We start from the raw sequence: 18,852 nt of genomic DNA, 5'->3' as shown, positions 1-18,852 counted from the left end.
GCGGCAGCCTAGACGTCGCGCAGGTCGAGGGCGATGTCCAGGATCGGCGAGGAGTGGGTGAGCGCGCCGACGGAGAGGAAGTCGACCCCCGTCGCGCCGTACTCGGCCGCCATCGGCAACGTCAGCCCGCCGGTGGCCTCCAGCTCCGCCCGGTCGCCCACCGACGCCACCACCTCGCGCAGCTGCGCCGGGGTCATGTTGTCCAGCAGCAGGAACCGGGCCCCTGCCTCGACCGCCTCCACCGCCTCGGCCGGCGTGTCCACCTCGACCTGCACCGCGACGTCGGGGAACGCCTCCCGGACCCGCCGGAACGCGGCAGCGATCCCGCCCGCCGCGACCTTGTGGTTGTCCTTGATCATGGCGACGTCGTACAGGCCCATCCGCTTGTTGGTGCCGCCACCGGCCCGGACCGCGTACTTCTCCAGTGCCCGCAGGCCCGGCGTGGTCTTGCGGGTGTCCAGCACCATCGCCTTCGTGCCGGCCAGGGCGTCGGCCCAGGCCCGCGTGTGCGTCGCCACCCCGGACATGCGGGACAGCAGGTTCAGCGCCGTCCGCTCGGCGGTCAGCAGCAGCCGGGTCGGCCCGGACACGGTGGCCAGCACGTCGCCGCGCGCCACCCGCTGCCCGTCGCCTGCGACCAGCGACACCTCGACCGTACGGCCCGCGCCGGTGACCTCGCCGACCAGCTCGAACACGGCGGCGGCGACGGGCAGTCCGGCCACCACGCCGTCGGCGCGCGCGACCAGATCGGCCGTGTCCCGCTGCTCGTCCGGTATGGTGGCGACGCTCGTGACGTCGAGGAAGTCGGGCCCGAGATCCTCGTGCAGCGTGTCGACGATGACGTGCCGGACCCGCTCCGGGTCCAGACCGCCGTCCCGCAACGCCCGCTCCGTCGACTCCCTCATCGGTTGATCTCCTCCCAGCGCTCCGCCACGATGCCGTCCGTGCCCACCTCGGCCACCAGGTGACCCAGCCACCGCTCGTCGGCGGTCGGGAAGTCCTCCCGCCAGTGGCAGCCCCGCGTCTCCTGGCGCGCGTACGCGGCGGCGACCAGCGTCGACGCCACCGTCAGCAGGTTCGTCGCCTCCCAGTCGGCGGTACGCGGCACACCCCGCCCCGCGCCCAGCGCGGTGAGCGCCGCAGCGGTGGCCTCCAGCGTCCGTGCCGACCGGAGCACGCCCGCGCCCCGCGTCATCGCCCGTTGCAGCTCCGCCGTACCGGCCGCCGGCACCAGCGCGCCCGGCCCGCCCACCCAGGCGCCGGACTCCGCCGGCCGGGCCTGCTCGGGCAGTCCGGCGGCGATGTCCTCGGCGATCCGGCGGGAGAAGACCAGCCCTTCCAGCAGCGAGTTGCTGGCCAGTCGGTTCGCGCCGTGCACGCCGGTGCAGGCGACCTCGCCGCACGCGTACAGGCCGGGGATGGAGGTACGGCCGCGCAGGTCGGTCCGGACGCCGCCGGAGGCGTAGTGCGCGGCCGGCGCGACCGGGATCAGGTCGGTCGCCGGGTCCACGCCGATGGCCAGGCAGGACGCCACGATGGTGGGGAACCGCCGGGCCAGGAAGTCGCCGCCCAGGTGCCGGGCGTCCAGGAACACGTGGTCCGCGCCGGACGCGAGCAGCACCCGGTGGATGCCCTTGGCGACCACGTCCCGGGGCGCCAGCTCGGCCAGTTCGTGCTGACCGACCATGAACCGCTTGCCGTCGCCGTCGACCAGGTGCGCGCCCTCGCCGCGCAGTGCCTCGGAGACCAGCGGCTGCTGGGCCAGCCCCGCGCCCGGACCGCCGGCCGGCACGATCAGCGCGGTCGGGTGGAACTGGACGAACTCCACGTCGGTGACCGCCGCGCCCGCGCGCAACGCCAGCGCCACCCCGTCGCCGGTGGAGACCGCCGGGTTCGTGGTGGCGGCGAAGATCTGCCCCATCCCGCCGGTGGCCAGCACCACCGCGCGGCCGAGGATCGCGCCGACGCCGTCCTCGCTGCCCTCGCCGAGCACGTGCAGCGTGATGCCGCAGGCCGGGCCGAGCCCGCCCGGCCCGTCGCCGGGGGCACGCAGCAGGTCCAGCACCAGGGCGTGCTCGACCAGCCGGATCCACGGGTCGCGGCGGACCGCGTCGTGCAGCGCCCGCTGCACCTCCGCGCCGGTGGCGTCGCCGCCCGCGTGCACGATCCGGTCGGCGCGGTGGCCGCCCTCGCGGGTCAGCATCAGCGAGCCGTCCGGGTGGCGGTCGAACTCCGCCCCGATCCGCATCAGCTCGCGCAGCCGGGTCGGTCCCTCGGCCACGAGCGCGCGGACCGCCGCCGGGTCGCACAGGCCGACGCCGGCGACCTCCGTGTCGTACGCGTGCGCGTCCGGCGTGTCCGCCGGGTCCAGTACGGCGGCGATGCCGCCCTGCGCCCAGCGGGTGGAGCCCTCGTCCATGTCGACCTTGGTGACCACCGTGACGTGCAGGCCGGCCTCGCGCAGGTGCAGCGCGGCGGTCAGCCCGGCCACGCCGGAGCCGACCACGATCACGTCTGTCGTCTCCACCCAGCCGGGGGCGGGCGCGGCGAGCAGACGGGGCAGCGCCGGCAGGTCGACGGTCGGTACGTCCATGAGCACAGTCAACCCGAAGCGAACTCGGCTCGGGCGCGGGGGGCGTGACGAGTGCGCTCGGCTACCTCGTCCGGCGCGGGAGGGCGGTCGGTCCGGCGCCCTTCAGGGAGGTGGTCACCGTACGGTCGCTGAGCCACAGGTAGCAGCGCACGCCCCGGTCGCCGACCGCCCAGCGACCGGCGGCGGGCGGCCGGACCACCACGTCGCTGCGGTAGCGCAGGAACGCGTCGGCGGGCACCCCCGCGTAGCGGGCGATCACGCCGAAGCAGCCGTCGTAGAGGGGAACCCAGTCCTCCGGCTTCTTCGGGTACGGGCGGTCCGGCGCGGCCCACACGCCGACGAACTCGGCGTCGTGCGCGACAGTGCAGTCGACCGGGGTGAGCCGCTGCACCCGGCCCGCGTCCCGCGTGGTGCGCTGGCAGCCCAGCCGTAGCGGGGAGGGCGTCTTGAGCGCGTCGCGCAGGCTGCCCGTCCGGGTGACCACGGTGGCCGCCGCCTCGACGGTGGTCAGCTCGGTGAGGTCGCACCGGTACCAGCGGGAGCCGGCCGTCCAGCCGAGGCCGGTCGGCACCGCCACCGCCAGCCGGAGCCGCCCGGCACGCCAGTCGTCACCCACGTACCCGGTGGCCCGCTTGTCGCAGTCGGCGAACGCGGCACGCAGCTCGGGTGAGGCGAGCGGTGGCGGGGCAGGCCGGTCGGCGGTGAACGCACCGACGTGCACGGTCTCCACCCGGTGCGGCAGCTCGCAGCCGACCGGCGCGTACGCGGCCAGGCCGACGCTCGCGGTGAAGTCGGCGACCTGGCAGACCCCGGCAGCCGGGGTGAACGGCTCGGGAGCGGACATCACGGACCAGTCGTCGGTGAGGTCGCCGTCCAGCCCGCCGGTGCCGGCGCAGCCGGTCAGGGTGGCGCTCGCGATCATCGCGGCGACCAGGAAGCTCATCGCACGGCGCATCGCGGCCTCCCCCAGCCGACGACCGTCGATCCCCGACGGTCCGCTCAGGGTAGCCGAAAATGACCTTCCGGTGACAGACCGCGTTCCCCGCCCGTCCGCCCCGCCCGCGGCCCCCTCTCGCCCCGCCGATCTTGCACTTGCTGCCCCGGCGAAAGGGGCGAACCGCCCGTGCCGAGGGCCGAAAGCGCAAGATCAACGGCGAGAGGGGGGCGGCGGCGGCCGGGAGGGTCAGCGCGCGGCGGCGAGGGGGTTGGGGATGGGGGCGCCTGCGGTGCCGGGGGCGGCCGTGGTCGGGTCCGTGGTGAGGTCTACGACCTTGTTCTCCGCGTCGACGTGGACCACCTTCGGGCGGTACGCGCGGGCCTCGGCGTCGTCCATCTGCCCGTACGAGATCAGGATGACCAGGTCACCCGGGTGCACCAGGTGCGCGGCGGCGCCGTTGATGCCGATCACGCCGCTTCCCCGCCGCCCCGGGATCACGTACGTCTCCAGCCGGGCGCCGTTGGTGATGTCCACGATCGCCACCTGCTCGCCGGGGAGCAGGTCCGCCGCGTCGAGCAGATCCTCGTCCACCGTCACCGAGCCGACGTAGTGCAGGTCGGCCTGGGTCACGGTGGCGCGGTGGATCTTCGACTTGAGCATGGTCCGGAACATCGGGGTGCCTTTCCGCATTCGTGGTGGGGTTCAGGGACGCGGCGCGAGGTGGATCGCCGTGTTGTCGATCAGGCGGGTGGCGCCGACCCAGGCCGCGACCAGCAGCCGGGCCGGACCGGCGACCGGACCGGGTTCCAGCTCGGTGTCGGTGAGCACCAGGTAGTCCAGGCGGGCGTCCGGCGCGTCGAAGGCCCGGTGCGCGGCGGCCAGCACCGCACCCGCGTCCTCGCCCCGCTCGGCCGCCGCCGCACCGGCCCGCAACGCGGCGGACAGGCTCAGCGCGGTCTGCCGCTCGGGCGCCGACAGGTAGCGGTTGCGGCTCGACATGGCCAGCCCGTCCGGCTCCCGGACGGTCGGCACGCCGACGATCTCGGTCGGCACGTCGAGGTCGCGGACCATCCGGCGGACCAGGGTGAGCTGCTGGTAGTCCTTCTCGCCGAAGAAGGCCAGGTCGGGGCGGGTGAGCTGGAGCAGCTTCATGACCACGGTGAGCACCCCGTGGAAGAAACCGGGGCGGCTCAGGCCCTCCAGGTCCTCGCCGAGCGGCCCCGGGTCGAGCCGTACCGTCGGGCGGCCCTCCGGGTACATCTCGGTCACCGAGGGCGCGAACACCACGTCCACCCCGGCCCGGCGGCAGATCTCCAGGTCGGTGTCGAGCGTGCGCGGGTAGCGGTCGAAGTCCTCGTTCGGGCCGAACTGCAGCGGGTTCACGAAGATCGTGACGATCACGTGGCCGGCGCGCTCGCGGGCGGCGCGCAGCAGCGCCTCGTGCCCGGCGTGCAGCGCGCCCATGGTCATCACCACGCCGACCCGGCCGGCCATCGCCTCCCGGGCCGCCGCCAGCTCCTTGCGCGTGTGCAGCACCTCGGCCATCAGGCCGCCACCTCGATTCCGTCGAGCACATTCCGCAGCACGGCGGCGTCCGCCGGGCGAAGGCGGCCGACCGCGACGGCACGATCAGCCGTCCGTCGTGCCAACGCCAGATACGCGGGTACGGATTCCGGCGCGGTCCGCGCCAGCCGGTCCAGATGCCGGCGTACGGTGCCCGCGTCACCCCGCGACACCGGGCCGGTCAGCGCGTCGTCGCCCAGCCGCAGCGCGTTCTCCAGCGCCGCCCGCAGCAGCGGGGCGAGCACCTTCTCCGGCCGCTCCACCCCGGCGTCGCGCAGCCGGTCGGCCGCCTCGTTGACGAGCGTGACCAGGTGGTTCGCGCCGTGTGCCAGCGCCGCGTGGTAGAGCGGCCGGTCGTTCTCCCCGACCCACTCCGGTACGCCGCCCAGGTCGGCCACCAGCCGGGCCGCGAACGGGCGCAGCTCAGCCGGGGCGGTCACCCCGTAGGAGATGCCGGGCAGGCGGGACAGGTCGTCCGGCGTACCGGTGAAGGTCATCGCCGGGTGCAGCGCGAGCGGCCGGGCGCCCGCCTCGACGGCCGGGGCCAGCGCGGCGAGCCCGTGCGCGCCGGAGGTGTGCGCCACCACCTGGCCGGGACGCAGCGCGCCGGTCGCGGCCAGGTCCGCGACCACGCCCGCCAGTGCGTCGTCCGGGACCGCGACGATCAGCAGATCGGCGGCGGCACGCGCCACCTCGGACGCGGTGCGGTGCGGGGTCTGCGGCAGCAGCAGCGCCAGCCGGGCCCCTGTCGCGCCCGAGGCGCCGGACGCGGCGACCACCCGGTGGCCGGCGGCGGCGAGGGCCGCGCCCAGCACGGCGCCGACCCGGCCGGCGCCGAGGACGCCGACGGCGAGGGTACGCGGGAAGACGAGCGGGGCAGCGGTGGCCCGGGGGCGCAGCGGTGCGCTCATGGCAGCGATCCAGTCCTCGAAGGGGGTACCGGTCGATGGCAAGTATGCGCCCGGGTGACAGAGCGGAAACAAGAAGGTGTGAAAACCTTCACCGACCGCCCGAAGCGGTCGCCCCGGTGGCGGGCAAACCGCCCTTTCGGGTACGTCCCGTAGGGTCGGCACGGTGACCACCCCGCTGCGCTGGCGCGACGCGATGGAGCGGGCGCTGTACGGGCCGGACGGCTTCTTCGTCTCCGGCGCCGGGCCTGCCGCGCACTTCCGCACGAGTGTGCACGCCTCACCCGTCTTCACCGCCTGCCTGGCGCGGCAGCTCGAGATGGTGGACGCGGCGCTGGGGCACCCGGCCCGGCTGGACGTGGTGGACGTGGGCGCGGGGCAGGGCGAGCTGCTCCGGGCCCTGCTGACCCAGGCCGCACCCGAACTGGCCGCCCGGATCAGGCCGGTAGCTGTGGAGCGGGCCACCCGCCCGCCGGACCTGCCCCCGGAGATCGACTGGCGCCCCGACATCCCCGACAGCATCACCGGCCTGCTCCTGGCCACCGAGTGGCTGGACAACGTCCCCCTCGACGTGGCGGTCCAGACCCCGGCAGGCTGGCGCCTCCTCCTGGTGGACCCGAAAACCGGCGAGGAGACGGTGGGCCCGGCCCCGTCCCCCACCGACACCACCTGGCTGACCGCCTGGTGGCCCCCGGCTCCCACCCCGGTGATCAAGGAGTTTGTGGCGGCGGAGGGCCCGGATCAGGACACAAACTCCTTGATCAACGCCGTCGGCGAGGTCGGGGGCGCGGGCGCGGCCGGTGGGCGGGGGGAGATCGGGGTGGGACGGGATCTCGCCTGGGCGGAGGCCGTCGGGAAGGTCGCGCGCGGGCTGGCGCTCGCGGTGGACTACGGGCATCTGCGGGACTCGCGTCCCCTGGACGGGACACTCACCGGGTACCGGGGTGGGCGGCAGGTGCCGCCGGTTCCGGACGGGTCGTGCGACGTGACGGCGCACGTCGCCATGGACTCGGTCGCCTCCGCCGGTGAGCGGGTCGCGCGGTGCGCGTACTCCCTGGTCTCCCAGCGGGAGGCGCTGCGGGCGCTCGGGGCCGACGGCGGGCGACCGCCGCTGAGCCTGGCCGGCCGCGACCCGGCCGGCTACCTGCGGGCGTTGGCAGCGGCGTCGGCGGCGGCCGAGCTGACCGACCCGGCCGGGCTCGGCGGGCACCTGTGGCTGCGGCAGCCGGTCGGCGTCGCGCTCGACGCGGTCGTGGCACGATGACGGGCATGACCACGGACGCCGCCGACCTCCGCGAGCTGACAGTCGGTACCGGCGCCGGGGGTGAGCAGCTCGGCACCGACATGGTGCTGAACATCGGGCCGCAACACCCCTCGACGCACGGTGTGCTGCGGCTGAAGCTGGTGCTCGACGGGGAGCGGGTGGTGGCCGCCGAACCGATCGTCGGCTACATGCACCGGGGGGCGGAGAAGCTCTTCGAGGTACGCGACTACCGGCAGATCATCGTGCTGGCGAACCGGCACGACTGGCTGTCCGCGTTCTCCAACGAGCTGGGCGTGGTGCTCGCCGTCGAACGGCTGATGGGCATGGAGGTGCCGGAGCGCGCCACCTGGCTGCGGATGGCGCTGGCCGAGCTGAACCGGGTGCTCAACCACCTGATGTTCCTCGGCTCGTACCCGCTGGAGATCGGCGCGATCACGCCGATGTTCTACGCGTTCCGGGAACGGGAGACCATCCAGGCCGTGATGGAGGAGGTCTCCGGCGGCCGGATCCACTACATGTTCAACCGGGTCGGCGGCCTGAAGGAGGAGGTGCCGTCCGGCTGGACCGGGCGCGCCCGCGCCGCCATCGCCGAGGTACGCCGCCGGATGCCGGACCTCGACAACCTGATCCGGCGCAACGACATCTTCCTGGCCCGTACCGTCGGGGTCGGCGTGCTGTCCGCCGCCGACGCCGCCGCGTTCGGCGCGTCCGGTCCGGTCGCCCGCGCCTCCGGGCTCGACCTCGACCTGCGCCGCGACGAGCCCTACCTGGCCTACGACCAGCTCGACGTGCCGGTGGTGACGAAAACCGCCGGTGACTGTCACGCCCGCTTCGAGGTGCTGCTCGACCAGGTGTACGTCTCGCTCGACCTCGCCGAGCAGTGCCTGGACCGGGTGGACCGGATCAGCGGGCCGGTGAACACCCGCCTGCCGAAGGTGTTGAAGGCACCGGAGGGGCACACGTACGCCTGGACCGAGAACCCGCTCGGCATCAACGGCTACTACCTGGTGTCCCGGGGCGAGAAGACGCCGTGGCGGATGAAGCTGCGCACCGCCTCGTACGCGAACGTGCAGGCGCTGTCGTCGCTGCTGCCCGGCTGCCTGGTGCCCGACCTGATCGCCATTCTCGGGTCGATGTTCTTCGTGGTCGGCGACATCGACAAGTGATCGGGGCCGTCCCCTCGGGGCGGCCGACGGCGGTGAACGGGCGCGGTCAACGCCACCGGTCGGCGGCGGTGTCCCGGTGCGGCCGGCCGTGTCCGCCCTGCTCCGGGCTGCGCCACTCCGGCTCCGCCGGCCGCCATTCCGGCTCGGGCCGACGCCACTGCGACTCGGTCTGCCGCGTCTCCGGCTGACTCCAGTGGGGCTCGGCCTGATGCCGATCCGGTTCCGATCGATGCCACTCCGGTTCCGGCTGTCGCCACTCGGGTTCGGGCTGACGCCATTCCGGGGGCGGTTGGCGCCACTCCGGCTGGCCGCTGCGCTGCGTCGGCGGCCGCCACTCGTCCGGCACCGGCACCCCGCCGGCCGGCAGCGCCGCGTGGCTCTCCCCGGACCAGCGGTCGGCGGTTCCGTCCGGCGCGCTCGCGTCCGGCCGACCGGCGCGCACCGATGCCCACCGGTCCTCGACCCGGTACTCGGTGCCGCCGCCGTCGGCGTGCACCGCGGCCCGCCGTTCCCCGAGCCGGACCTCCCGGCCGTCACCGTCGTCGCGGACCGCCGCCCACCGGTTGCCGGCACGCATCTCGGACCACTGGTCGCCGTCGGTGCCCGCCCGGCCTCCCGGGGTGTCCGGTGCGCCCGCCGCCGGCCAGGTGCTCGCCGACCGGCCTGCCCGGTCGTCCCCGCCGCCGGGCCACTGCCGCTGCTCCTCCGCCGCCGTCCGGCTCCGGTCGCCCGACCAGCCACCCCCGGAGGTACGCCCGGACCAGCCCGGTGCGCCCGCGGTACGCCCGGACCAGCCCTGTTCGCCGTCGGCGGTCCGGGCGACACCCGCCCACGGATGTTCGGTGCCCGGACGCCCGGCGTCGGTCCACGAGTGCCCGTCGTCGCCCGGCCCGGTGCCCCAGCCACCGTCGTCCGAGGCGGCGCGACGGCCCGGCCGGTCGCCCGGTTCACGGTGTCCCGCGCGCCACTGGTCGGCCGGGTCCGCGCCCCGGGACCGGTCCTCGTCCGACCAGCCACCGGGGAATCCGCCGTACCGGGTTCCGGCCGGCTCACCGCCACCGACGATCGTGTGCCGGGTGGTGACGTGCACCGTCTCGGTGTGGTGGACCACGCCCACCGGCCGGGTCTCCGGCCGGGCCACCGGCTCGGACACCCGCGCCGCGCCGTACACCCCGCTCGCGGGCCGCTCCGGACGCACGGTGGCCCGCGCCGGCTCGGCGTCGTGCCGGCCGGTCCGTGCCGGGTCCGCGTCGTAGTGGCCGGCCCGGGGCAGCTCGGCGTCGACGTGGTCGGCTCGCGGCGGGTCGAGGTCGTAGCGGCCCGCCTGAGGCGGGTCGGCGTCGTAGCGACCCGCTCGGGAGGGCTCGGCGTCGTAGCGGCCGGTCCGGGGCGGATCGATGTCGTGACGGCCCGACCGGGACACCTCGGAGTCGTAGCCGCCCGCGCGGGGCAGGTCGACGTCGTGGTCGGTTCCGTAGCGGCCGCCGGAGTACGCGGCCCGGGCCGGTTCGTCCTCGTCCCGGCCGGCTGGGTGCGCCCGCCCCGCGGCGGCCGTGCCGGCGACCGGCACCCGGGCCGCACCGCTCGGACGCTCCGGCGCAGCGGACGCGGACACGGGCGCGGAGGCCAGTCCGGCGGCGGCCGCGTCGAGCCGGTGCCGGACCGCGCCGGCCGCCTCCTCGGCACGCCGTGCCTGGTCGAGCGCCTGGTTGCCACGCTGGGCCGCCGCCACGATCTCGGCTCGCAACTCCCGCCGGAGCTGCGCCAGCTCCTCGCGCAGTTCCTCGGAGGCGGCGCCCCCGGAACCGCTCTCCGGTCGCAGCGCGATGGACAGGCCGATCAGCACGACGGCGAGGATCGCCAGGACGGCGCCGAACCGGAGCGAGCCGTTGCCGTCGGCGATCAGCAGGATGAGCGCCGCCAGGGGCGCCAGCCCCACACCGACCCAGAACAGGACGGTGAGCAGGGCGGGCGTGCTCTTGTCGGCGGGCGCGACCGGGGCGGGCATGGCTGAGCAGATTACCGAGAGTTCCCCCTGATGGGAACGGGTCGGCACCATTCGATGCGCGGCCCGCCGAACAGGGCCGCCCTGCCGCCGGCCGGCACACGTCGTGCCGGCCGGCGGTGGCGCGTCAGCTCGTGGCCAGAGCGGCGTCGGAGGAGAAGACCAGGCCGACGCTCGCCGAGCCGGTCTTCAGTGCGTTCTTGGTCTGCGGGCCGCCCGCATCCAGCGAGCTGAACGAGCCGGCCTTGAAGTCGTAGACCTCGACCAGACCGGCCTGGCACTTCGGCCGCTGCGGGCACTCCGGCGGCCCGGCCAGCACGGTGGCCTGCCCGGAGCACTTGGCGGCCAGCTCGGAGAGCGTGGACACGCCGTACTTGTCGGCGAACGCCTTGGTGACCGCGAACGCGTTCTGGTCCTGCGCCTGGGAGGGCTGGCCGAAGACCAGGCCGGCCTTGTCACCCTCGGTCTTCAGCGCCGCGACCGTCTTGTCCAGCTCCGGCGACGAGACGGGCTGGGCGTCCTTGCCGTTGGCCTTGGTGTTGAGGAACTCCGCCATGGTGGCGGCGTACTCCGGGACGACCTGGATCTGCCCCTTCTCCAGGGCCGGCTCGTAGAGCTCCCGGTTGCCGATGGTCTGCACCTTGACCTGGTAGCCGGCCGCGGTGAGCGCGATCTTGTATAGCTCGGCGATGGTCTGGCTCTCGCTGAAGTTGCCGGCGCCGACGGTGATCTGCCCGCCCGGACCCTTCTCGATCCCGTCGGTCACGCCGTTGGCGGAGGCGAACTCCTGCGCCGCGACCTGCGGCGTCTTGCGGTCGACGTCGACCGCCCGGTTGAGCTGGATCAGCTTCGGGGTGTCGAGCTTCGCGGAGACCTTGTCCAGCGCGGCGACGAGCTGCGGCGTGGCCGCCTTCGCGTTGATCGCGGGGATGACGTTGTCGGTGTTCTGGAGCTTCTTGTCGTCGGTCAGGACGACGAGCTGGTCGCCCGCCACCGGAGCGCAGCCCGCCCCCGAGGCGCCCTGCTCGGGCGCGTCGGTGCCGGACGAGCCGGCGTCGCCGCAGCCGGTGAGGAGAACAGCCGCGGTGAGTGCGCCGAGCGCCCCCGCGGCCAGTGTCGTACGCGCGCGCATCAGTGCCCGCCTTCCGTGTCCCGGCGCGACCCCCTCGGGCCGGCCGCGTGTCCGACGGGCGATCCGGACGGCCACCCGCGACTCCAGCCAATATCTTCCGGACCCGACCGACAAACTCGGAGCGGTTTTCGTCACCCGATCGTCACCGGGGGCTCAACCGCCGGTCGTCGCCGCCGTCGCGCGACGGCTCGCCCGGCGGCGGACCCGGCGCAGCGGACGGGGCGTGACCATCCGCTCCACGATCGCGAGCAGCCCCTCGACGAGCAGCGCCAACCCGGCCACCAGCACCCCGCCCGCGATGATCTGGCCGCCGCCGGCGGCGATGTCGAGCCCGAACCCCGCCCTGATGATCTGGCCCAGCCCGCCGCCGTTGACGAAGGAGGCGAGCGCGGCGGTGGCCACCACCTGCACCGCCGCGGTCCGGAAGCCGGCCGCCAGGTAGGGCACGGCGAGCGGCAGCTCCACCCGGCGCAGCACCTGCCCGCCGGACAGACCCATCCCCCGGGCCGCGTCCCGGGCCTCCGGGTCGGCCTGCCGCACCCCGGTGTACGCGTTGGCAAGCAGTGGCGGAACCGCGAAGACCGCGAGCGCCACCACCACGGCCGGCCGGCCGAAGCCGAGGAACGTCAGCGGCAGGATGGTCAGCAGCGCCAGCGTCGGGATCGCCAGCGTGACGTTGGACACCAGCAGGACCAGCCCGCCGCCCCGGCCGCTGTGCCCGAGCCAGAGCCCGATCGGCCAGGCCACCAGGCAGCCCAGCAGCACCGCCAGCGCGGACATGCTCAGGTGTTCACCGAGGCGGTCCAGCACGCCGCCGGGATTCGTCCAGTTCAGTGGGTCGTTCAGCCAGACCACTGCCTGCTCGACGGGGTTCACCGGGCGGACCTCCCGCGCAGCCAGGGAGTGAGCAGGCGGCCCACGCCGGCGAGCACCAGATCGAGGACCAGCGCCAGCAGCACGCACAGCACCGTGCCGGCCATGATCTGCGCCTTGTAGAAGTTGTTCTGGAAGCCGGCGAAGATGAGCTGGCCGAGCCCGCCCCGGCCGACCACCACGCCGACGGTCACGAGCGCGACTGTGGACACGGTCGCCAGCCGTACGCCGGTGAGGATGCCGGGCAGCGCCAGCGGCAACTCGATCCGGAACAGCCGCCCCCACCTGCCGTACCCCATGCCCTCGGCGGCCTCGCGCACCTCCGGCGGCACCTGGTTCAGCCCGGCCAGCGCGTTCCGCACGATGACCAGCAACGCGTACAGCGCGACCACGGTCAGCACGGTGATCGCGCCGATGCCCAGGTACGGCGCCAGGAACGCGAACAGGGCCAGCGACGGGACGGTGTAGAGCACCCCGGTCACCGCCAGGATGGGTGCCGACAGTGACCGGAACCAGTACGCGAGCACCGCGAGCGGCAGCGCCACCAGCGCGGCGATCACCACGGCCCGGGCGGTCAGCCAGGTGTGCTCCCGCAGCGCGGCGAGGATCGTGTCAGAGTTGTCCCGCACGTACTGCCAGGAGAACCACGGATTACCCGGGTCGGCCCGGTAGCTCAGGTGGAGGAACACACGTGGACGGTACCCCGGGGAGCACCGCCGGAGGCGGCGCGGCGTCGATCACCCTGGAGCGCATCCGCAAGCGCTACCCGGACGGCACCGAGGCGGTACGCGAGCTGAGCCTGGAGGTCGCGGCCGGCGAGCTGGTGGTGCTGATCGGCCCGTCGGGCTGCGGCAAGTCGACGGTCCTGCGGATGATCAACCGGCTGATCGAGCCGACCGACGGGCGGATCCTGCTCGGCGACGACGACGTCACCCGGGTCGACCCGGTGGCGTTGCGCCGCCGCATCGGATACGTCATCCAGAACGTCGGCCTGTTCCCGCACCAGACCGTCGCCGCGAACGTGGCTACGGTGCCGGGTCTGCTGGGCTGGTCGAAGCAGCGGACCCGGGACCGGGTCGGCGAGTTGCTGGAACTCGTCGGTCTGGACCCGGCGCAGTTCGGCAGGCGATACCCGCACGAGCTGTCCGGCGGGCAGCGGCAGCGGGTCGGCGTGGCCCGCGCGCTCGCCGCCGACCCGGTGGTGCTGCTGATGGACGAGCCGTTCTCGGCGGTGGACCCGATCGTCCGGACCCGCCTGCAGGAGGAGTTCCTGCGGCTGCAGGCCGAGGTGCGCAAGACGATCGTGCTGGTCACCCACGACCTCGACGAGGCGGTCCGGCTGGGCGACCGGATCGCGGTGCTGTCCGAGGGCGGCCGGCTGGAGCAGTACGACACGCCCGCCGCGCTGCTCGGCGCGCCCGCCTCGGACTTCGTCCGGGAGTTCGTCGGCGCCGACCGGGGCATCCGGCGGCTCGCCGTCACCCCGGTGACCCACGCGGTGCTCGACCCGCTCCCGGCCGACGGCGGCACCGGCCTGCCCACTGTGGCGCTCGGCGACTCGGCGTACGACGCGCTCGGCGCGCTGCTCACCTCCGGCGCCGAACACGCGGTGGTGACCGAGGAGGGCCGCGCGGTGGGGCTGCTCGCCCGGAGCCGGGTGCTGACGCTGGGCGCCGTGGACTGAGCTCAGGCCCGTCCGCCGAGGCTGGCCAGCCCGACGATCCAGCCCGCGAAGAAGCCGTACGTCACGCCGGTGCTGGCGGCCTGGAACGCGGCGAACAGCGAGCCGTGCGGGCCGAGGAGCGTGGCGAGCAGGGCACTGAGCCCACCCGCGAGCGCGTACGCACCCCAGCCGGACAGGAACTGGCTGCCCGAGGACGTCACCCGGTCGGTCTGCGGCCCGGGCAGCAGGTACAGCAGCGCCGCCGCCAGCACGAGCAGCAGAATCGCCCGCAGGTTGGTGGCGAACACGCCCTCGTCGGCCTGCCACCGCCAGGACGGCCAGGCGAGCAGCCGCAGGAACCAGCCACCGGCGCCGGTCGGGTCGGTGCCGCGCTGCGCCCAGTCCACGTACATCGGACTGCCGCCGACGGCGACGAGCAGGAACGCGGCGAGCGTGCCGGTGCCGGCGGCCGAGCCGTACCGGGAGACGGTGCGGGGGCGGTTGCTCAGAGCCATGCGGCGGTCAGTTCCCGGCCGGTCCCGCCGGGCAAACCTGCGCAACCGGTCGGCCGCCGTCGGCCGACGGGCGGTCATCGACCTCAGTGCTTCATCAGGTAGTCGATGAAGGCGGCGCGCAGCAGTGGCGCGGACTCGTCGTAGCCGTGCCCGGTCAGCTCACGCCAGAGCGCGTTCGCCTCGTCGATGGTCGGGCCGATCGAGTTCGGCGCGCCGTCCAGCGCGGCGGCCTCGTCGGCGTTGGGCAGGTGCCGCAGGACCGACCAGAAGAAGCCCACGTCGCGGCGCTCGCGCGCCAGGTTGAACGCCTGCTCGCGCAGCTCCTCGGTGGAGAGCTTGTCGAGCTCGTCGAAGGTGCGGCCGCCGGGGGCAGGAGTATCGGTCATGCCGCCGAGCCTAACCGGAGAGATCAGCCCGGGCGCGCCGGACGCACGGCCATCGGCGGGGTCAGCGGTCGTCGGAGTCCCAGCGCCGGGGCTCGCTGTCCCAGCGCGGCGCCTCCCACGCCTCCACCGGGGTGTCGTGCTGGCGTACCGGCAGCACCGACGGCCAGGCGTCGGCCGGTTCGGGCGCCGGGGTCATCCCCCAGCCGCCGCTCGTCACGCCGTCGCGGAGCGGGCGGACCGGGCCCGGTGCCACGGCCGCCGGGGGCGCCGGGCGGGGGCGGCCGAACGTCTCCACCAGCCGGGTGACGAGCAGCCCGGCGCCGAGCACCGCGCCGCCCAGCGCCCACCGGCCGACCGACCAGCCCTGCGGGACGGTCCAGGCCAGGAACACCACCACCAGGCAGACCGCGAACAGGGTGCCGAAGATGCCGCCGCGCCGCCCGTACGCGCTGGTGCCGGCGAGCATCACCGTGCCGACCGCCAGCACGGTCCAGTCCAGCCCGGTGCCGGGCGTGACCTCACCGTCCCCGTTCGCCGCGATCAGCACGCCGCCGAGCATCGCCAGCACCGTCGACCCGACGAGCGCCAACGCGGTCACCGTGGCGGCCACCGCGCCGCGCCGCCGGGCCGGGTCGGCGACCGGGCGGAACCGGCCGATCAGCCGGCGTACCGGTTTCATCGCGGCGAACAGACCACCGAGGACGGCGACCGCGGCGAAGCCGACGAAGAAGTACAGCGCGTTGCGGCGGGGGTCGTAGTCGCTCTGGACCGCCACCGACACGCTCCGGCGCTCCAGGTAGACGATCACCCCGGCGGCGCCGGCCAGGCTCGCCGCCCATCCGGGCACGTGCAGCACCACCACGGCCAGGGCGAGCGCCAGCCCGGCCGCCGCCGCCAGCGCCAGCGCCGGCAGCAGTGCCTCCCGCATGCCCCGGTCGCCCTGCTCGGCGAAGTGCAGCGCGGCGGCCAGCGCCACCGGACCGATCGCCAGGTTCACCGCGCCGGCCCGCAGGCTCAGGCCGGCGGCGAGGGTGAGCAGGCCGAGCGCCGCCACGTCGACGAGCAGCGTCTTCAGAGCACCGCCGCGCAGCGCGTCCGCGTCCTCCCGCCAGAGCAGCCAGGCCATCGCGACCAGACCGGCCAGCAGCACGAACTCCCAGACCACGTGCACCGCGATCCGGTCCCGGCCGGGTTCGCCGTGCGCCGGGTCGTCGAAGACGTTCTCCAGGACGGCAGCGGGCACTCCGGACGACGTCTCCGGCGGCGCTGTCCGGCCCGCATCGTCGTACGCCATTGGCTCGCGCCTCCCCAGGTGGCCGCGTCCGGCCCACGGGCGGGCGGACCGTGGCAGCCGTCGCTCTCCGGTCGCCAGGGACGGTACCGCCGGGCCGGGGTGGGGGGAACCCTCAGAGACGCCCGCGGGGCGTCTCCCGGTCGCCCGGCTCGCGGTCTTCGTCGTCCTCCTGCTCCGGGACCCGGCAGGAGCGTTCCAGCCAGAGCGCGGCCGCGACCAGCGCCAGCGCGGCGATGAGGCCGCCGAGCGCGGCGGGCCGGTCGCCCTCCGCCGCGTTCGTGCGCTCCACGAACAGCCAGCCGGTCAGGCCGGCGTAGAAGCCGGCGAAGATGGCCCCGGCCAGCGCGGACGCCTTGGCCAGCACCACGAACCGGGCGACGAGCAGCGGGTTGACCGGCTCCCGGCCGGGCCGCCGCTCGATCCGGCCCCGGGTGTTCACCGCCGCGTAGCCCTCCAGCACGGCGAGCCCAGCCAGCGTGATCACCGGCAGCCAGGGCAGGTCGGGCGCGAAGTCGTAGTAGAAGCCGCTGATCAGCAGCCAGGCCACCGCGGCGGCGGCCAGGCCGGCCACCACCAGCGTGGAGGCCCGGGTCGGACCCATCCGGAAGCGGTCGGGCTCCTGCGGGGAGCGGGCGGTGCTCACCGCAGGTCCTCAGCTCGCGACTGCGCGGCCGCGCTCCAGCGGGTCATGTCTCCGACTCTAGCGTCAGATCGGGTCGCGGGCTCAGTTCCAGGGCGTCCCCCGCCAACGGCTCGGCGTTGAGCAGGTCGGTCAGCCAGCCGTGCCCGGGCAGCCGGCCGTGCGGCTCGATGTCGATCCACGGGCGCAGCACGAAGGCGCGCAGGTGGGCCCGGGGGTGCGGCACCGTCAGCTCGGGATCGTCGCGCAGCACCGGCTCGCCGGCGTCGTCCCAGACGGCGATCACGTCCACGTCCAGCGTGCGCGGCCCGTACCGCCGCTCCGGGTCGCGGGCGCGCCCGGCCGCCGCCTCCGCGGCGCGGGCGTGGGCCAGCCAGTCCTCCGGCGCCGCCGCCGGGTCCGCGGCCATCACCACCGCGTTCAGGTACGCGGGCTGGTCGGCGTCCCCCCACGGTGGAGTCTCGTAGACGCCGGAGACCAGCAGCACCCGGTCGCCGAGGGCGGCGACCGCGGCACGCAGGTGGCCGAGGCGGTCGCCCAGGTTACTGCCGATCGACAGCACGGCCCGGGTCATCGGGTACGCCGCATCGTGACCGCCACGTCCCGGAAGGCGTGCGGGATCGGGGCCTCCGGCTTGTGCACGGTCACCGTGGCGGCGGCCACCAGCGGCTCGGCCAGGCAGACCGCGAGCAGCCGGCCGGCGAGCGTCTCGATCAGGTTCACCGGCTCGCCGGTGATCACCGCGACCAGACGTTCGGCCAGTTCGCCGTAGTGCACGGTGTCGCTCACCTCGTCCGAGCGCGCGGCCGGGCCGAGGTCGAGTTCGAGCACCGCGTCGACCACGAACTCCTGTCCCTGGGCGCGCTCGAAGTCGTAGACGCCGTGGCGGCCGTGCGCGCGCAGGCCGGTCAGTTCGATCCGGTCGGTCATCTGTCGTCTCCGCTCGTGCCGGTGGTCGCTTCCGCCGGCCGTGCGCCGCCGGTGGCCGCTTCCGTGGGCGGCGCTGTCGTACGCCGTGCGCCGGTCGAGCCGGCGAGCCGCGGGCTGCCGGTGGCGCGCCAGACGGCGAGCGCGTCGGCGGTGGCACGGACGTCGTGCACGCGTACCCCCCAGGCGCCGGCCGCGACGGCGAGGACGCTCGTCGCGACGGTCGCGGCCTCCCTCCCCGCGGTGGGCCGGGGTTCGCCGGCCGGGTCGGCGAGCAACCGGCCCAGGTAGGACTTGCGGCTGGCCCCGAACAGCACCGGGAAGCCCAGGTCGACCAGCTCGGTCAGGCGGGCGCTGAGCGCCCAGTTGTGCGCGGCGGTCTTCGCGAAGCCCAGGCCCGGGTCCACGATGATCCGGTCGGCGGCCACCCCGGCGGCGAGCGCGACGTCGACCCGCCGGCTCAGCTCGTCCCGGACCTCGGTCACCACGTCGGTGTACGTGGCCAGCTCGCGCATCCCCCGGGAGTGCCCCCGCCAGTGCATGAGCACCCAGGGGCAGCCGGCGTCGCGGACCACCCGGGCCATGTCCGGGTCGGCGAGGCCGCCGGAGACGTCGTTGACCACGTACGCCCCGGCGGCGAGCACGGCCTCGGCGACCCGGGCCCGGCTGGTGTCGATGCTGACCGGGATGCCGGCGGCGCTCAGCTCGCGGACCACCGGCAGCACGCGGGCGGTCTCCGTCTCCGCGTCGACCCGGTCGGCGCCGGGCCGGGTGGACTCGCCACCCACGTCGATCAGGTCCGCACCCTCTCCGCGCAGTCGCACCCCGTGTGCGACGGCCGCGTCCAGATCGGCGTATCTGCCGCCGTCGGAGAAGGAGTCGGGCGTGACGTTGAGGACGCCCATCACCACCGGGGTCTCCGCCCGTACCAGATCGGTCACGGACCCGACAGTACCGTTCGCCGGCAGGGCTTCCGGCCGCCGGGC

The 18,852-nt window shown here is 75.0% G+C and carries 20 protein-coding genes; 3 read left to right on the top strand and 17 right to left on the bottom strand.

Annotated features, from left to right (window positions below; all coding sequences use genetic code 11):
* Positions 1-8: 8 nt before the first annotated feature.
* From nadC to O7604_RS11155, 6 genes are all read right to left on the bottom strand, one after another.
* Entirely contained in the window at positions 9-905 is an 897-nt protein-coding gene (nadC, locus tag O7604_RS11180) for a carboxylating nicotinate-nucleotide diphosphorylase (protein ID WP_281579578.1), read from the bottom strand.
* Positions 902-2,593, bottom strand: a complete 1,692-nt coding sequence (locus O7604_RS11175) for an L-aspartate oxidase (RefSeq protein WP_281579577.1) — start codon at positions 2,591-2,593, stop codon at positions 902-904. Before O7604_RS11175 ends, nadC begins: the two co-directional genes overlap by 4 nt.
* 61 nt (positions 2,594-2,654) lie before the next feature.
* A complete protein-coding gene (locus O7604_RS11170) occupies positions 2,655-3,548 on the bottom strand; it encodes a septum formation family protein (protein ID WP_281579576.1) in 894 nt (297 codons plus the stop codon).
* 228 nt (positions 3,549-3,776) lie between these two features.
* Positions 3,777-4,202 (bottom strand): aspartate 1-decarboxylase, encoded by a 426-nt coding sequence (gene panD / locus O7604_RS11165; RefSeq protein WP_269703660.1) that lies wholly within the window; start codon positions 4,200-4,202, stop codon positions 3,777-3,779.
* Positions 4,203-4,232: 30 nt separating this feature from the next.
* A complete protein-coding gene (gene panC, locus O7604_RS11160; protein ID WP_269703659.1) occupies positions 4,233-5,075 on the bottom strand; it encodes a pantoate--beta-alanine ligase in 843 nt (280 codons plus the stop codon).
* Positions 5,075-6,004 (bottom strand): DUF2520 domain-containing protein, encoded by a 930-nt coding sequence (locus O7604_RS11155; RefSeq protein ID WP_269703658.1) that lies wholly within the window; start codon positions 6,002-6,004, stop codon positions 5,075-5,077. The genes panC and O7604_RS11155 overlap by 1 nt, the downstream gene beginning before the upstream one ends.
* A 193-nt stretch (positions 6,005-6,197) precedes the next feature.
* Here O7604_RS11155 and O7604_RS11150 point away from each other — a divergent pair, with 193 nt between their 5' ends.
* Both O7604_RS11150 and O7604_RS11145 read left to right on the top strand, forming a co-directional pair.
* Positions 6,198-7,265, top strand: coding sequence for an SAM-dependent methyltransferase (locus tag O7604_RS11150; protein WP_281579949.1), 1,068 nt, complete (start codon positions 6,198-6,200; stop codon positions 7,263-7,265).
* Complete coding sequence (locus O7604_RS11145; RefSeq protein WP_176722867.1) at positions 7,262-8,431, top strand: NADH-quinone oxidoreductase subunit D; 1,170 nt, start codon at positions 7,262-7,264, stop codon at positions 8,429-8,431. The genes O7604_RS11150 and O7604_RS11145 overlap by 4 nt, the downstream gene beginning before the upstream one ends.
* A 46-nt stretch (positions 8,432-8,477) precedes the next feature.
* Here O7604_RS11145 and O7604_RS11140 read toward each other — a convergent pair whose 3' ends face one another.
* The 4 genes from O7604_RS11140 to O7604_RS11125 form a co-directional block, all read right to left on the bottom strand.
* Positions 8,478-10,439 (bottom strand): hypothetical protein, encoded by a 1,962-nt coding sequence (locus O7604_RS11140; RefSeq protein ID WP_281579575.1) that lies wholly within the window; start codon positions 10,437-10,439, stop codon positions 8,478-8,480.
* A gap of 124 nt (positions 10,440-10,563) precedes the next feature.
* The gene (locus tag O7604_RS11135) at positions 10,564-11,568 is read right to left on the bottom strand and encodes a glycine betaine ABC transporter substrate-binding protein (RefSeq protein ID WP_091425701.1); all 1,005 of its coding nucleotides are present in this window, start codon (positions 11,566-11,568) and stop codon (positions 10,564-10,566) included.
* Between the two features lie 153 nt (positions 11,569-11,721).
* Positions 11,722-12,444, bottom strand: coding sequence for an ABC transporter permease subunit (locus O7604_RS11130; protein WP_269703656.1), 723 nt, complete (start codon positions 12,442-12,444; stop codon positions 11,722-11,724).
* Positions 12,441-13,130, bottom strand: a complete 690-nt coding sequence (locus O7604_RS11125; protein WP_281579574.1) for an ABC transporter permease — start codon at positions 13,128-13,130, stop codon at positions 12,441-12,443. Before O7604_RS11125 ends, O7604_RS11130 begins: the two co-directional genes overlap by 4 nt.
* 2 nt (positions 13,131-13,132) lie before the next feature.
* Between O7604_RS11125 and O7604_RS11120 the strand changes: the two genes are divergently transcribed.
* Positions 13,133-14,125 carry an ATP-binding cassette domain-containing protein gene (locus O7604_RS11120; RefSeq protein ID WP_281579573.1) on the top strand — a complete coding sequence of 331 codons (993 nt, stop codon included), beginning with the start codon at positions 13,133-13,135 and terminating at the stop codon, positions 14,123-14,125.
* Between the two features lie 2 nt (positions 14,126-14,127).
* Here O7604_RS11120 and O7604_RS11115 read toward each other — a convergent pair whose 3' ends face one another.
* The 7 genes from O7604_RS11115 to folP all read right to left on the bottom strand — a co-directional run bounded on the left by O7604_RS11115 (position 14,128) and on the right by folP (position 18,807).
* Positions 14,128-14,619, bottom strand: a complete 492-nt coding sequence (locus tag O7604_RS11115) for a hypothetical protein (RefSeq protein ID WP_269703653.1) — start codon at positions 14,617-14,619, stop codon at positions 14,128-14,130.
* An 83-nt stretch (positions 14,620-14,702) separates the two neighbouring features.
* On the bottom strand, positions 14,703-15,005 hold the full coding sequence (locus O7604_RS11110; protein WP_269703652.1) for a hypothetical protein: 303 nt from the start codon (positions 15,003-15,005) through the stop codon (positions 14,703-14,705).
* A gap of 61 nt (positions 15,006-15,066) precedes the next feature.
* Positions 15,067-16,299, bottom strand: a complete 1,233-nt coding sequence (locus O7604_RS11105) for an ABC transporter permease (RefSeq protein WP_281579572.1) — start codon at positions 16,297-16,299, stop codon at positions 15,067-15,069.
* A 112-nt stretch (positions 16,300-16,411) separates the two neighbouring features.
* A complete protein-coding gene (locus O7604_RS11100; protein WP_252448447.1) occupies positions 16,412-16,900 on the bottom strand; it encodes a DUF3180 domain-containing protein in 489 nt (162 codons plus the stop codon).
* A gap of 85 nt (positions 16,901-16,985) precedes the next feature.
* On the bottom strand, positions 16,986-17,513 hold the full coding sequence (gene folK / locus O7604_RS11095) for a 2-amino-4-hydroxy-6-hydroxymethyldihydropteridine diphosphokinase (protein WP_281579571.1): 528 nt from the start codon (positions 17,511-17,513) through the stop codon (positions 16,986-16,988).
* Entirely contained in the window at positions 17,510-17,869 is a 360-nt protein-coding gene (folB, locus tag O7604_RS11090) for a dihydroneopterin aldolase (protein WP_281579570.1), read from the bottom strand. The genes folK and folB overlap by 4 nt, the downstream gene beginning before the upstream one ends.
* A complete protein-coding gene (gene folP, locus O7604_RS11085) occupies positions 17,866-18,807 on the bottom strand; it encodes a dihydropteroate synthase (protein ID WP_281579569.1) in 942 nt (313 codons plus the stop codon). Before folP ends, folB begins: the two co-directional genes overlap by 4 nt.
* Positions 18,808-18,852 lie beyond the last annotated feature (45 nt).

The sequence above is a fragment of the Micromonospora sp. WMMA1947 genome, assembly GCF_027497355.1.
In the GTDB taxonomy this organism is placed as follows: domain Bacteria; phylum Actinomycetota; class Actinomycetes; order Mycobacteriales; family Micromonosporaceae; genus Micromonospora.
This window is presented reverse-complemented; position numbering and strand designations above follow the sequence as displayed.